Below are 14,385 nucleotides of genomic sequence, written 5' to 3'. Positions count from 1 at the left end.
CTCCGGCGCATGTGGATCGTGATTTCCGCGGACAAACGCTCCTGCTTCAACACGATCCGGAGCATGCCGTAATGGCATCGTTTTCCACAGGTGGGTCCACGGTATGTCCACCCAGACAGCACTCGGCCATAGCTTTCCGACGCCCTGCAAACGGTGTGGCGGCGCCCTGTACCGGCAAGTCGACTATTGCCCGTATTGCGGCGCGGTACATCCGCTTGAAACAGGTCCGCACTCGCGCACCGTGATGCCCGGCAGCCGGACCAGCGCGGGGCGACTCGACAGCGATCCGGCGCTACCGGATGAAGCCGATCCGACGGCGCTCGCTGCGCATCAGGCGCAATCGAATCGTGCGGAAGTCGCGCTTCGCGCGCCATTGATGTCACCGGACATGCCCATTCCTCCGTTCGAGGAGCCGCCTTATAGTACCGGCGGCAGCCGTGTAACGATTCGCCGGGTTCTGCTCGCCATTTTTGTGCTTGTCGTAATCGGCCTGGCGTATGTCGCCTATGCACTATTTAGCGACAGTAGCTACTCGGACGACAGCAACGATCAAACCACGCCGGTGAGTAATCAGGATGCCAGAACGTCTACCGGCACCATCGCGCCATTTACGCCGACGCAGACGCAAACAGCGCATTCCGCAGACGCAAGCAAACCCGCTGCGCCAGGCGGTCCGGCGAATACCGCTGCCACCATCAGCGCCGCGAAAGCGGTTCCGGCAGCGCCCGCAGTCGTCCCTGCGCCCGTTGTTACGCCACCGGTCGTCGTCGCGCCGGTCAAACCCGTTGCGCCGCAGTTCCGCGACGCCTCGCAAGCTTTGCAGGCCGCCCACCTCGCTTTCAATGCAAACGATCTGTCTGCGACGCAAGCTGCTCTAGCCAGCGCTCAGGCGCTCCAACCGGGCAATCCCGACGCACAGACCATGGCGTCCGAAGTGCGCCCGCTCGCCGCGCGCCGCGACACCGCGTTGCAGGCGGCGCAGACCTGCGTCGCGCAGCAGTCGTGGTCCTGCGCGCGTCAGCATGCGAACGAAGCGCTTGCCATCGACACCGGCAACGAAACCGCGAAGGCCATCCTCCAGCGGGTGATTCGCGAGACCGGTTGGGCGCCGCTCAAAACGGACGCCTCGACCGGCGCCGCCGCCGGGAGCAAACCGGCCGCGCAAATAGCGGGTTCGCCAGCACCGCAGTCGGCCCAATTGCAGACGCCATCGCCGAAAGGCGTGCCGGCAAACGGCGACGTCACGGCAACCGCGCCGCGCGCGAGCACGGCAGCTACCACAGGAACCGACGCCAACAGCGCCGACGCTCGTGCCCGCACGATCGTCGATTCCGGCTGGAGCCATGCGGCCCCCAACGGCGCCAAGTCCTCCACTACCACCTCGCCTGGTCAATAAGACATTTATCCGGATACCGAACTACCTCGTCACAATAAGCGGTAATCGCACACGTTTTTACGTGTTCTTTGAGCGGCAACACACGGACGCGGCAATTGCGGCGCGTTGAACATGACATGGCAACCGGCTCACCGGTGCTTCACGCGCACCGACGCGCGAGGCTGTACAAACCTGACCGATAGGTAGAGAGACCATGCTGAAGAGACTTCTGGCGGGATGGCTGGCGCTGGCGCTAATGGTCGTAGCTTCGCTGAGTGGCGCGGCGGAACCCGCGCATTACAAGATCGTCACCGGTCCCGAGCGAGGCACGTATATCCAGATCGGACAGGATCTGTCGAAATGGGTCGCGCAGCCGGTGGGGATCGATCTCGAAGTGGTGGCGTCGAAGGGATCGGCGGAGAACGTGCAGCGCATGCGCTACGAATCCGGCGTGAAACTGGCGCTGGTGCAGTCCGACGTGTACCAGGCCTACCTCGACATGGCGAACGCGGGCAACGCCGACGCAGGCACCGCGATCCGGCCGCTGCGGCTCATCATGCCGCTCTACGACGAGGAGATCAACGTCGTGGTGCGCGCGGATTCGCCGATGAAAACCTTCGCCGACATCAAGGACAAAACCATCAGCGTCGGGCTGATCGGCAGCGGCACCGCGCAATCGGCGACGACGCTCTATCACCTGATGTTCGGTCAGGCGATTCCCGAGCAGAACATCGTTCACCTGAGCAATGAAGATGCGCTGGCCGCGCTGATCGTGAAGAAAATCGACGTCGCGATCATCGTGGTCGGCCAGCCGGCCAAGCTGTTCAACGACATGAACGCCGATCTGCTGCAGCAGATCCGCCTGCTGCGGGTCGATCCGGCCGCCCCGGAAACCGTGCGCGCCAAGCAGACTTACTTCCCCGCGACGATCCGCGCGGCCAGCTATCCGACGTGGATCAAGGAAGACGTGCCGACGCTCACCGTGAAGGCGTTTCTCGTCACCTACGATTACGGTCTGCGCGATACGGTCGGCAATCTGAATCACTTCGCCGATTCGCTATGCGCCAATTTCGACAACCTTCAGGAGCACGGGCATCCGAAGTGGAAGCAGGTGAAGCTCGAACTGCCGACGCTCGTGCGCGGATGGAAATACTACAGTCCGGTGGAAAAACATTTGCGCGCGTGTCTCGCGAACAAGAGCGCGGCGATGAGCGCGGCAGCCGCCACGCAACCCGTGCAGAAACCGCGTTCGAGCTGTACCGATCAGGAGCGCCTGCTTCTGCTGTGTAAATAAAGCAGCGCGGCAAATCGGACGGGACGTGCGAGCTCAAACGCGCTCCCGTTCCTTCCTCGATGCCGATGCCACCTCCATCGCCCGTTGCAGTTCCTCGTAGACTTTCGGGCGATTGCATTGCGACACGTTGAAGCGTAAAAACCCCGCCGCCGATTGCGACGCGCTGAACACGTTGCCCGGCGCGAACACCACATTGCCGGCCAGCGCGTGACGCGCGACATCGGCGGCATCGAGCGAATCGGGCAGACGTGCCCACACGAAAACGCCGGCACGCGGCCGTGTCCAGATGTCGAGCCCTGCATAGCCGAGTCGCCGGATCGTTTCGCCCATCGCGTCGGCTAACTTCGCGCGGGTCGCCTCCAGATGCCGTCGGTAAGTCCCGTCCACCAGCATTCGATGCACGACGCTCGCGGCGAGCTGCCCGTTGCCGAAAGTCGTCGCGAGCTTGAGGTCGATCAGCGGCTCGATCCACTCGGCGCGCGCGGCAATGTAGCCGCAGCGCACCGCCGCGGACAGCGTCTTCGAAAAGCTGCCGATCGACACGACGCGCGCGAGTCCGTCGAACGCGGCGAGACGCGGGGCGGCTTCGTCTTCGAGATCGGCGAAGATTTCGTCTTCGACGATCAGCAGATCGTGTTCGCCCGCAAGCTTCAGCAACCGATGCGCGACCGCGGGCGCCAGCGTCGCGCCGGTCGGATTGTGGATCGCGGAATTGGTCACATAAAGCCGCGGACGATGCGCGACCAGCGCGCGTTCGAACGCTGCGATATCGGGTCCGTTCGGCGTAAAAGGCACGCTCACGATCTGCACCCGATGCGCACGCAGCAGCGCCTGAAAGTTGAAGTAGCACGGGTCGTCGATCAACACCGTGTCGCCCGGTTCGAGCAGAAAACGGCAAACGAGATCGAGCGCGTGCGTACCGCCATCGGTCAGGATGATCTGCTCCGGCGGTGCATCGACGCCATGCTGGGCAAGCCGCCACGCCAGTTGCTGACGCAGCGCGGGCAAGCCGCACGGCGTGCCGTATTCGGCGAGCGGCGACTGCGGATCGCGAGCCACCGCGCGCAACGCGCGCCGCACGCCGTCTTCGGGCAGCCACGACGGCGGCATCCAGCCGCAACCGGGCTTCAGTACCTTCTCGCCTGCCTCCAGCGACTGCCGTGTCAGCCATAACGGATCGACCTCGCGATCGAGACGTGGACCGACATCCGCGAGCGCAAACGGCGGCGCGTGACCCGACACGAAAAAACCCGACCCGCGCCGCGCGACGATCACACCTTCCGCGACCAGCCGGTCATACGCTTCGACCACCGTCGACTTGGAGATGCCGAGCGTCTCGGTCATCGCGCGAATGGACGGCACGCGCGCACCCGGCATCAGCGAGCGGCTGGCAATGCGCTCGCGCAAACTGTCCATGACCGCGCCGACGCGCGTGCCGGACGCGGTCCGGCTGTTCTCATTGTCCGCCATCTGTACTGCTCCATGTTCGGTACAGTTCGTGCGAATTGTACTGATCCGTAGCTTATCGTTTTCGGCGCGGGAGCGCATGCTGTGTGGTCTCGAAGTTTCATTTCACGGCATACACTCTCCAGATGGACAAGACCACAAACGGCTGGCTCAGCGGATTCGCGGGCGTACTGATTTTTAGCGGCTCGCTGCCGGCCACCCGCCTGGCTGTGCAAGGCCTCGATCCCGTGTTCCTGACCGTCGCGCGCGCGACGATTGCGGGCACGCTCGGTTTGCTGCTGTTGCTGGTGTTCCGGCAGGCGCGTCCCGCGCGCCGCGACCTCATTCCGCTGATCGTCGTCGCGCTCGGCGTGGTGGTCGGCTTCCCGCTGCTGACGGCGCTCGCGTTGCGTCACGTAAGTTCCGCGCATGCGGTCGTGTTCGTCGGCCTGATGCCGCTCGCCACGGCGATCTTCGGCGTGCTGCGTGGCGGCGAGCGTCCACAGCCGGCGTTCTGGCTGTTTTCGGCGCTGGGCAGCGCGGCCGTTGTCGCGTTCGCGTTGCGTCACGGGATCGACGCGTCGCCGGTGGGCGATGCGCTGATGCTGGCTGCGATCGTCGTATGCGGGCTGGGGTATGCGGAAGGCGCGCGGCTGTCGCGTCACCTGGGCGGCTGGCAGGTGATTTCGTGGGCGCTCGTGCTGTCGTTGCCGGTGATGTTGCCGTTCGCGTTGTGGACCCGGCCCGCCTCGTTCGACGGCATCAGTCACGCGGCGCTTTGGGGCCTCGCCTATGTGTCGCTCTTCAGCATGCTGATCGGCTTCGTGTTCTGGTATCGCGGCCTGGCGCTCGGCGGCATCGCGGCGGTCGGACAGTTGCAGTTGCTGCAGCCGTTCTTCGGCCTGTTGCTTGCCGGGCTGCTATTGCACGAAGAGGTACCGATGTCGATGATCCTCGTGACGATGATCGTGGTTGCGTGCGTGGCCGGGGCGCGGCGCTTTTCACGAGCGGCGCCGGTCAGTCGGACGGTGTGAGCGGCATCAGTGAAAACGCGGCGCTATTGAATAAGCGAAGGTGTCGACTGCCTTGGCGAATATCATCCAGATTGCCCGGCAACTTCACGTCGCCCGTCAGCATTTTCAGGATCGCGTGAGACGAACCGTCAGTTGAATATGTCATCATCCCGATGATCGACTAACCACTGCCTTGCGCGCGACTGACAATGCCGACCGCTTTTGCCCAAACCGTCGAAGCCCGCTTTGCCGAACTCACGCCGACCTCCAAACGCGTCGCCAGTTATATGCTGGCCAACCTCGAGCGGCTCGGCCTCGAAACCGCCGATCAGATCGCCCAGCAAGCGGGCACCAGCGGCATCTCGGTGGGCCGCTTTCTGCGCAGCGTCGGCTATCAGAACCTCGACGATCTGAAGCGCGAATTGCGCGGCGCGCAGGAGCGTCCGTGGCTGATTACCGACCGGCTCGACGCGTTCCGCCGCGCGGCCGGTCATCAGGCGGCCCAGACCGATCCCGACGCGCATGCCGGCGCCGAAACCGCTCCCGATGCAACCAACACCGCTCTCGCCCATTCCCTCGAACTCGAAATCGGCGCGATCCAGCACGTGTATCAACTCGCGCAATCGCCGGTATTCCGCCAGGTGGCCGAGCGCATTTCGAATGCCGACGCCGTGTATATCCTCGGCATCCAGTCCACGCGCGGTATCAGCAACGCGTTTTATAGCTACCTCGAATACATCCGGCCGCGCGTGTTCTATTCGGACGGCATGTCCGGCTCCTACGTCGATTCGCTGAACTCCGAATTCAAATCGCCGTATCTGATCGTCACCGATACGCGCGCCTACTCGACCGTTGCGCGACGCTATTGCGAAGCGGCCACGCGACGCGGGCTGCCGTTCGCGCTCGTCACCGATATTTATTGCCCATGGGCTCGCGAGTTCGATGGCGATCTGCTGCAGGTCAAGACCGACGTCGGTCAATTCTGGGACTCGCTCGCGCCGCTGACCTGCCTGTTCAATCTGCTCATCTCGGCAATTGTCGAACGGCTGGGGCCGGCTATCGACGAACGCGTGGCGCGCAACCGCGAGTTGCAAAGCGAATTCGATCAGTTCGATTTGTGATCGTCGATTTTTGATCCGGTTCAACACTGCGCGCCCCTCAGGCATAGTAAAACGTCACCTCCGGTTTTCACCGTCATGACAGGAACACGTATGAGCACGACCCGCCCTGAGGCCGCCGCCTTGACTTCGACGAATGAAAGCGCCCCGCTGATCCGCGACGCCACCGACGCCGACCTCCCCGCGATCCAGGCTATTTACGCGCACCACGTGCTGACCGGCGTCGCTTCGTTTGAAGAAGCCCCGCCTTCCGTCGACGACCTCCGCACGCGCCTCGCGTCGGTCCGCAGTCACGGCTTGCCGTATATGGTCGCGGAGATCGACGGCCAGGTGGCCGGGTATTGCTACGCGACGCCATACCGTCCGCGCGCCGCGTATCGCAACACCATCGAAGACTCGATCTATATCGGCGATGCGTGGCGCGGACGCGGCCTCGGGCGCATCCTGCTGCAAGCGTTGATCGACCGGTGCGAGGCCGGGCCGTGGCGGCAGATGGTCGCCGTCATCGCCGATGGCGGCAGCGGCGGCTCGCTGTCGTTACACACGCAACTGGGCTTTGAACTGATAGGCACGTTGAAAGCGGTGGGTTTCAAGCATGGCCGCTGGCTCGATACGACGCTGATGCAGCGCAGGCTCGGCGCGGGCGATTCGACGCTGCCGGAAGACCGGGTCTGAGTACCTGGCTAGTCTCGCAAGCGCCGCGTTAGAATCCCTGCATGCCCAACATGCCGCCCCCTTCGCCCTCCCCTGTTCCGCTCCCGTCCGCTGGTGCAAACGATCCGGCGAGCGCGACGCCGCGCAACGAATACACCGTCGACGAACTCGCGCGCGTGACCGACACCACCGTGCGCAACGTGCGCGCGTATCAGGACCGGGGGCTGCTCGCGCCGCCGGAAAAACGCGGCCGCGTCGGCGTGTATGACGACACGCACGTGTCGCGTCTTAAGCTGATCAACCACCTGCTGACGCGCGGTTACACGCTCGCGAACATTCAGGATCTGATCATGGCCGTCGACGAAGGCCACGATCTGCGCTCGATCCTCGGCCTGGAAACGGCGATCGGCGGACGCTGGTCGCGCGAGCGGCCGAAAAAATACTCACTGGTCGAACTGCTGCAGATGTTCGGCGATAAAGCGTCGCCGGCCGCGCTCATCAAGGCGGTCGATCTCGGCCTGCTTGAGCGCGACGGTTTGTCGTTTGTGTCGGGCAATCCCACCGCGCTGGCAGCCGGCGCGACCATGGCAAAGGAAGGCATTCCGCTGACCGACCTGCTCGACGCGGTGCGCATCGCGAGGCCGCATTTCAATGCGGTCGCCAAGGCGCTGGTCGATCTGGTCGTGCGTCAACTGGACCGTTACGATGCCGACGCACTTCCGCCGCCCGCCGACGTGCCCGCTCTCGTGGACGCTATCTGGCGCTTAAGGCCGCTGGCCAACGTGCTGATCGAAAGCGAGATGAACCGCGCGCTCGAAGAAGCGTCCGGCGATTACCTCGGCGATCGCGTCGCGGCGATCATGGAAAAAAATCTCGCTCATCCGGCGGAAGGATCGACTGCGGAACGCGGCGGTGCCACGAAGAAGAACAAGAAGAAGTAACGCGGAGTGCGGGTGTCACGCGTGCAACCTGCACGCGTTTTTCCTGCGCCGGCTTTGCCGCAAAACGCCGGGCGGGCGTTAAAAATCTCGTCGCCCGGCCACCCTCTCCGGCGCGTCATATTCAAATCTCCATTGCTTCGTTTGATCGGCGGAACGTCCATGCGACGATCCCCGAAACGTTGCCGCAACGTGTTTCCAGCAGCGTCCGCATCGACACACAAGGCGACCGGACCACGCTGGCCACTCGCGGCGCGCACCTCACACGACCGCCATGGAGATCGCCGGATGCACCGCCCCCTTCGCTTTTCGCTACACGCAACTGCCGCATTGCTCGCTGCTTTCGTCACGCTGAGCGCCTCCGCCCAGACCAGCAACAGCGGCGAGTCAGCCAAAGTCCTGCGCATCGGTTATCAGAAATCGGGCCTGCTCGCGGTCCTCAAAGCGCAAGGCTCGCTCGACGAAAAACTCAAGCCGCTCGGCTACAGCATCAAGTGGTTCGAATTTCCGGCTGGCCCGCAACTGCTCGAAGCATTGAACGCGAACAGTATCGACTTCGGCTACACCGGCGCGCCGCCGCCCGTTTTCGCGCAAGCCGGCGGCGTCCATTTCGTGTACGTCGGCGCGGAACCGGCTGGACGCCATTCCGAAGCGATCCTCGTCAAAGGCGATTCGACGCTGCGCAATGTGGCCGATCTGAAGGGCAAACGCGTCGCGCTGCAAAAGGGTTCGAGTTCGAACTACCTGCTGCTCGAAGCGTTGAAAAAAGCCGGCCTGCAATACGAAGACATTCACCCGGTCTATCTCGCCCCCGCCGACGCGCGCGCCGCCTTCGAAAGCGGCACCGTCGACGCGTGGGTTATCTGGGACCCGTACTACGCGTCCGCGCAACAGGCGCTCAAGGCCCGCACGCTGACCGATTACGCGGATCTGAACAGCCCGTACAACTTCTACGAAGCGACGCGCGACTTCGCACAGCAGCATCCCGATGTGGTTGGCGCGATTCTCGGACAGTTGCGCACCGCAGGCCTCTGGGTCAACGCGCATCCGGTGGAGACTTCCGCGCTGATCGCGCCGAAGGTCGGCCTCGACCCGAAGCTGGTCGAAACCTGGGTGCGGCGCTATCCGTACGGCACCATGGCCGTGACCGACGACATCGCGCGCTCGCAGCAAACCGTCGCCGACGCGTTCTACGGCGCGCATCTGATTCCGCAGAAAATCACCGTCAAGGACAACTTCTGGCAGAGCCCGCAGGTGTCGGCGGCGCTGGCGGCGCAGTGAATCTGCGCTGAATTTTCGCCAACGCCCGTGCGATCCCGCGAAATCCCAATGGTGACAGGCACTTAGAGTCAGGGGTCTAACCGGCCCCTTGCGTCATCCGTTTCCAGCCTCTATCGTTACATCAACCAATGTAACAGTTAAGACGGTAAAAAAGGAGACGGATCGGATGAACGCACGCATGATGCCCCACGACGCCGCGGCGCCCGACGCCTGCGCGCCTATCGACACCGACATCGCCATCATCGGCTCGGGTTTTGCCGGGCTCGGCATGGCAATCCGCCTGCGGCAATCCGGCATCACCGACTTCGTCATCGCCGAAAAAGCCGACTCTGTTGGCGGCACGTGGCGCGACAACCACTACCCCGGCTGCGCGTGCGACGTCCAATCGCACGTCTATTCGTTTTCCTTCGCGCCGAATCCGAACTGGACGCGCATGTTCGCGCGTCAGCCGGAAATTCGCGCTTACCTCGAAGCGTGCACGCAGCGCTTCGATATCCAGCGGCATCTGCGCTTCGGCCATGAACTCGCCAGCGCGACTTACGACGAAACCCGCCATCGCTGGCAACTGAGCTTCGCAAACGGCCAGCAATGGTCGGCGCGCGTGCTGATCTCAGGTATGGGCGGCTTGTCGCGCGCGGCCGTGCCGGACATTCCGGGCATCGAAAACTTCAAAGGCAAAGCGTTCCACTCGCAGCATTGGGACCATGCTTATCCTCTCGAAGGCAAACGCGTCGCCGTGATCGGCACCGGCGCAAGTGCGATCCAGTTCGTGCCGCATATCGCGCCGCGCGTCGCGCATCTCGACCTGTTCCAGCGCACGCCGCCGTGGATCATGCCGAAGGCCGACCGCTCGGTGAAACCGCTCGAACAGTGGCTGTTCAAACACCTGCCGTTCACGCAAAAGATCATGCGTTCAGCGCTTTACTGCATGCTCGAATCGCGCGCGTTCGGTTTCGCGGTTCATCCTTCGCTGATGAAAACCGCGCAGAAAGTCGCGGAGCGTCACCTGCGCCGCCAGGTGCCCGATCGGCAATTGCGCGCCACGCTCACGCCCGATTACACGATGGGCTGCAAGCGCATTCTGATTTCGAACGACTATTTCCCAGCGGTATCGCGTCCGAACGTGTCGGTCACGACCACCGGTATTGCGCGCGTCGAAGCGGACGCGGTGGTCACGACAGACGGCGTGCGTCATCCCGTCGACTGCCTGATCTTCGGCACCGGCTTCCAGGTGGCCGATCCATTTCCGCCGGGTGTCGTGCGCGGGCGCGGCGGCGTCGATATCGTCGACACATGGCGCGATGGCGCGCATGCGTACCTCGGCACGGCATTGCCTGGCTATCCGAACTTCTTCATGATCGTCGGACCGAACACCGGTCTCGGCCATAACTCGATGGTCTTCATGATCGAGTCGCAGGTCGAATACCTCTTGCGCGCGCTGAAAACCATGCGCGACGAACGCGCCGACGCGATCGAAGTGCGTCCGCACGTGGAGCGCACCTACAACGAGCAGATCCAGCAGAAACTCGGCCGCGCGATCTGGTCGACGGGCGGCTGCAAGAGCTGGTATCTCGATCCGAAAACCGGCAGAAACACCACGCTGTGGCCGGGATTCGCGTACAAATTCCGCCAGGCCACCAGCACGTTCAGCATCGACGATTACCTCGCTTATGCACCCGCGCCGGAGCAGGCCGCGCCTTATGCGAGCGGCCAGCAGCCCGCCGCGCATGAGCATGCCCATGAGCACGCTCATGGCAATGCGGCGACATCGGCGGAAGCGACCTGAAGAACATAACCCAACGACAACGACAGCGACAGGCACCGTTCAGAGAGGACAGGAGACAAACCAATGAAGAACTTCACCGACAGAGTGGCCGCCATCACCGGCGCAGGTTCGGGCATGGGCCGCTCGCTCGCGATCCAGCTTGCGCGTGACGGCTGCCATCTCGCCCTCGCCGACCGCAATGCCGCGAGCCTCGCCGACACCGCGCAACTCGCGGAAGCCGCCGCCCCGCATATCGTCGGCTCGCCGCTGCGGATCACGACGCGCGTGCTCGACGTCGCGGACCGCACGGCCATGTTCGACTGGGCCGCCGAAACGGTCGCCCAACATGACCGCGTCAATCTCGTGTTCAACAACGCGGGCGTGGCGCTGTCGAGCACCATCGAAGGAATGGACTATGCCGACCTCGAATGGATTGTCGGCATCAACTTCTGGGGCGTCGTACACGGCACAAAAGCGTTTTTGCCGCATCTCAAAGCATCTGGCGAAGGACATATCGTCAATACATCGAGCGTATTCGGTCTGTTTTCGCAGCCGGGCATGAGCGGCTACAACGCGACCAAATTCGCCGTGCGCGGCTTCACCGAAGCGCTGCGGCAGGAACTCGATCTGATGAAATGCGGCGTATCGGCAACCTGCGTGCATCCGGGCGGAATCCGCACGTCGATTGCGCAGTCGAGCCGCATTGCGTCGAACATGGTCGGCTTCATGCTCGAAAACGAACAGCAGGGCAAGGACGACTTCGAGAAGTTCTTCATCACCACCGCCGACGAAGCCGCGCGCGTGATTCTCGACGGCGTGCGCAAAAACAGACGGCGTGTGCTGATCGGCCGTGATGCGCGGGCTGCGGACTGGCTGGCGCGCACGTTGCCGGCCGCGTATCAGGCGCTGGTCGTGATGCAAACGCGCCGGATGAAACGCATCGCCGAAAAACGCGCGCGACGCGCCGCGCAGGTCGACGGCAAGCGCGCGTGAATCATTCAATGCGCGCGTTTCCTCGTCGCTCCTCGCCATCAACACAATCAGCAGTCAACACAGGATCACAGGGAGAAAGGCCATGATGCCGGTTCGCCGAGACCTCCGTTTCAATCTGCCGAAAGAACGTGCGTGCGACTGGCACGCGCACGGCTCGCATGTCACGCACTACTTCAACGCGCTGTCGCTGCTTTTCCCCGCGGGCGAGCGCTTTTTCATGGATAGCGTGCGCCACTATCGCGATCAGATCGACGACCCCGAGTTGAAGAAGCAGGTGCTCGGCTTCATCGGACAGGAAGCGATGCATACACGCGAACACGTCGAATACAACGATCTGCTGCAGGAAGCCGGCCTGCCCGCGCACAAACTCGACAAGCGCTTATGGGCCATACTCAACTTCGGCCGCAAGATTCTGCCGCCTTCATATCAGCTCGCGGTCACCGTGTGCCTTGAACACTACACGGCGATGCTCGCCAGCCTGCTGCTGGAAGACCCGACGCGCATCGGCGGTTCGGTCGAAGGCTATACGCAGATGTGGACGTGGCACGCGCTGGAGGAAACCGAGCACAAGTCCGTTTCCTACGATGTCTGGAATACGGTGCTCAAGCCCGGCCTCGGCCGCTACCTGCTGCGCACCGGCACGATGCTGTCCACCACCGTGATGTTCTGGCTGATCGTGTTCGACTACCATGTGCGCCTGATCATCGCCGACCGCAAACGCGGCGGCCATATTCGCGGCATGTGGCAGGTCGTGAAGTTTCTCTATGGTCCGCGTCATGGCGTGTTTCCGCGCATTGCCGGCGAATGGCTGAGTTTTTTCCGGCCCGGCTTCCATCCATGGGATCACGATAATCGTGCGCAACTCGCGCGAATCGACGGGCTGGTTGCCGCCGTCGACGCCACCAACGCGGCCACGCCGGGCAATCGCAAATCCGCTCGACGCGGCGTGCGGGCGGCCGCGTGATACGCGACACGCTGTCGGTCGACGCCGGCGACGTGCGACTCGCGGTCTACGTCAGCGGACCGCGTGAAGCACCGCCGATCGTGCTGGTGCACGGCTATCCCGACTCGGCAGCGGTGTGGGAACCGGTGCGCGCGCTGCTCGACGCGCGCTATCGCGTGATTACGTACGACGTGCGCGGCGCGGGCGCATCCGACGCACCCGCTGCGCGCAATGCCTACCGGCTCGAACGTCTCGCCGCCGACCTCGCCGCGGTCGCCGACGCTACGTGCGGTGCGCGTCCCTTTCACCTGGTCGGACACGACTGGGGTTCGATCCAGAGTTGGGAAGCGGTCACCGACCCGGCGTTCAAAGGCCGCATCGCGTCGTACACATCGATCTCCGGGCCTTGCCTCGATCACGCGTCGCTCGGCCTGCGCGGCGACGACGGCGGCTCATCAAATGAAGCGGTAAAGCCCGTCAAAAGGTCATTCGGCAGCGGCATCCGGCAGACGCTCAAATCCTGGTACATCTTCTTTTTCCATCTGCCGTGGCTGCCTGAACTTGTGTGGCGCGCGGGCGGCGCTCGCATGTGGCCGCTGTGGTTGCGTTTGACCGAACGCGTGCAAGCGCCCCACGACCCCGCGCAAAAGCGCAACGCGATTAATGGCCTGAATCTCTATCGCGCCAATTTCGTCGACAAATTGCTGCGGCCGCGCTCGCGTCATGCACATGCGCCGGTGCAGTTCATTGTGCCGTTGCGCGATCGTTATGTCGGGCCGGAGTTATCGCTTGGACTGGAGAGTTGGCTCGGCGCGTATGAACGCATGGAAATCGATGCGGGCCATTGGGTCGTGCTGCGCGAGCCCGCGCGTATTGCCGCTGACATCGAACGCTTCGTTCAGCGGTATCGAACGGATCGCGGCGGACCTGCTGCATCCGCCGCGACTGCGATCAATGAGTGAGTGGCAGCCGCGTGAATAGCGTCGGGTAGTCGATCACGAGACCGTCTGCATCCACCGTCAGATTCGCGCTGAAATTGCGGAAGATGCCCTCGTAGCGATACTCGCGATTCAAGCCGATGCACGAATACGCCTGCTCGGCGCGTGTCACCTGCAAATCAGGCGTGGAAATATACGCCACCGAAATAGGCTTGCGCTCGCCTTCGGCGAGTTGCAGCCGACGGATAGGCAGCGTGTTCGTAAATGGCGTAGCCGCAATGTCGATATCGATGCAGCCTTCGATCTCGCTCAGCACGACGCCGTGGCCGTTGCGCCAGTGACCTTCGCCGTCGCCATGCAATTCAAGCTCGCCGCCGCCGATGATTTTCAACCACGCATAACGCGTACGCCACCGCTCATCGCAGCGCACCCGGTAGTAGAGGCCATAGGGGTTGCCATCACGCTGTCCGACCAATGCGCTCTCCACCGCGAAACCGTGTTCTCGCGGACCGAACGCAAGATGCTCGATGCCGTCGCCCTCTTCCGATGCCCATCGCAATTCACGCATTGGCTGTCTCCCTCGCGAAACAGTGCGTCCTGCACATAGATTTTTTTCATATCGTAGCC

General features: G+C 63.3%; 13 protein-coding genes. 11 read left to right on the top strand and 2 right to left on the bottom strand.

All coding sequences use genetic code 11. The features are described 5' to 3' along the window. The first annotated feature begins 103 nt into the window (after nucleotides 1–103). Together ABH945_RS32090 and ABH945_RS32085 are read left to right on the top strand one after the other, a co-directional pair. Nucleotides 104–1,396: a hypothetical protein gene (locus tag ABH945_RS32090; RefSeq protein WP_429253336.1), complete on the top strand. Its 1,293-nt coding sequence runs from the start codon at nucleotides 104–106 to the stop codon at nucleotides 1,394–1,396. A 193-nt stretch (nucleotides 1,397–1,589) separates the two neighbouring features. Beyond that, nucleotides 1,590–2,669: a TAXI family TRAP transporter solute-binding subunit gene (locus ABH945_RS32085; protein ID WP_074768146.1), complete on the top strand. Its 1,080-nt coding sequence runs from the start codon at nucleotides 1,590–1,592 to the stop codon at nucleotides 2,667–2,669. Nucleotides 2,670–2,702: 33 nt separating this feature from the next. Here the strand turns inward: ABH945_RS32085 and ABH945_RS32080 are convergent, their stop codons facing one another. Then, nucleotides 2,703–4,139, bottom strand: a complete 1,437-nt coding sequence (locus ABH945_RS32080; RefSeq protein WP_074768144.1) for a PLP-dependent aminotransferase family protein — start codon at nucleotides 4,137–4,139, stop codon at nucleotides 2,703–2,705. A 122-nt stretch (nucleotides 4,140–4,261) separates the two neighbouring features. On the opposite strand from ABH945_RS32080, the gene ABH945_RS32075 reads away from it, so the two are divergent. The 9 genes from ABH945_RS32075 (at nucleotide 4,262) to ABH945_RS32035 (ending at nucleotide 13,782) form a co-directional block, all read left to right on the top strand. Beyond that, on the top strand, nucleotides 4,262–5,149 hold the full coding sequence (locus ABH945_RS32075; protein ID WP_429253335.1) for a DMT family transporter: 888 nt from the start codon (nucleotides 4,262–4,264) through the stop codon (nucleotides 5,147–5,149). A gap of 188 nt (nucleotides 5,150–5,337) precedes the next feature. Then, nucleotides 5,338–6,249 carry a sap1 transcriptional regulator SapR gene (sapR, locus tag ABH945_RS32070; protein WP_429253334.1) on the top strand — a complete coding sequence of 304 codons (912 nt, stop codon included), beginning with the start codon at nucleotides 5,338–5,340 and terminating at the stop codon, nucleotides 6,247–6,249. Between the two features lie 90 nt (nucleotides 6,250–6,339). Next, nucleotides 6,340–6,921, top strand: coding sequence for an N-acetyltransferase family protein (locus ABH945_RS32065; RefSeq protein ID WP_429253333.1), 582 nt, complete (start codon nucleotides 6,340–6,342; stop codon nucleotides 6,919–6,921). Between the two features lie 41 nt (nucleotides 6,922–6,962). Then, nucleotides 6,963–7,841 (top strand): MerR family transcriptional regulator, encoded by an 879-nt coding sequence (locus ABH945_RS32060; protein ID WP_074768136.1) that lies wholly within the window; start codon nucleotides 6,963–6,965, stop codon nucleotides 7,839–7,841. 285 nt (nucleotides 7,842–8,126) lie between these two features. After that, on the top strand, nucleotides 8,127–9,119 hold the full coding sequence (locus tag ABH945_RS32055; protein ID WP_429253332.1) for a sulfonate ABC transporter substrate-binding protein: 993 nt from the start codon (nucleotides 8,127–8,129) through the stop codon (nucleotides 9,117–9,119). A gap of 166 nt (nucleotides 9,120–9,285) precedes the next feature. Beyond that, the gene (locus ABH945_RS32050; RefSeq protein WP_429253331.1) at nucleotides 9,286–10,905 is read left to right on the top strand and encodes a flavin-containing monooxygenase; all 1,620 of its coding nucleotides are present in this window, start codon (nucleotides 9,286–9,288) and stop codon (nucleotides 10,903–10,905) included. Between the two features lie 63 nt (nucleotides 10,906–10,968). Further along, nucleotides 10,969–11,877 (top strand): SDR family NAD(P)-dependent oxidoreductase, encoded by a 909-nt coding sequence (locus ABH945_RS32045; protein WP_074768130.1) that lies wholly within the window; start codon nucleotides 10,969–10,971, stop codon nucleotides 11,875–11,877. An 82-nt stretch (nucleotides 11,878–11,959) separates the two neighbouring features. Then, a complete protein-coding gene (locus tag ABH945_RS32040; RefSeq protein ID WP_429253330.1) occupies nucleotides 11,960–12,841 on the top strand; it encodes a metal-dependent hydrolase in 882 nt (293 codons plus the stop codon). Beyond that, the gene (locus tag ABH945_RS32035) at nucleotides 12,838–13,782 is read left to right on the top strand and encodes an alpha/beta fold hydrolase (protein ID WP_429253329.1); all 945 of its coding nucleotides are present in this window, start codon (nucleotides 12,838–12,840) and stop codon (nucleotides 13,780–13,782) included. Before ABH945_RS32040 ends, ABH945_RS32035 begins: the two co-directional genes overlap by 4 nt. Here ABH945_RS32035 and ABH945_RS32030 read toward each other — a convergent pair. Next, the gene (locus tag ABH945_RS32030; protein WP_429253328.1) at nucleotides 13,772–14,326 is read right to left on the bottom strand and encodes a putative glycolipid-binding domain-containing protein; all 555 of its coding nucleotides are present in this window, start codon (nucleotides 14,324–14,326) and stop codon (nucleotides 13,772–13,774) included. The two genes, ABH945_RS32035 and ABH945_RS32030, sit on opposite strands and share 11 nt — an antisense overlap. Nucleotides 14,327–14,385: the final 59 nt, after the last annotated feature.

Source organism: Paraburkholderia sp. GAS333, assembly GCF_050435665.1.
Taxonomy (GTDB): Bacteria; Pseudomonadota; Gammaproteobacteria; order Burkholderiales; family Burkholderiaceae; genus Paraburkholderia; species Paraburkholderia fungorum_A.
Note: the sequence above shows the minus strand (reverse complement) of the source record. Positions and strands in the feature narration are given on the sequence as shown.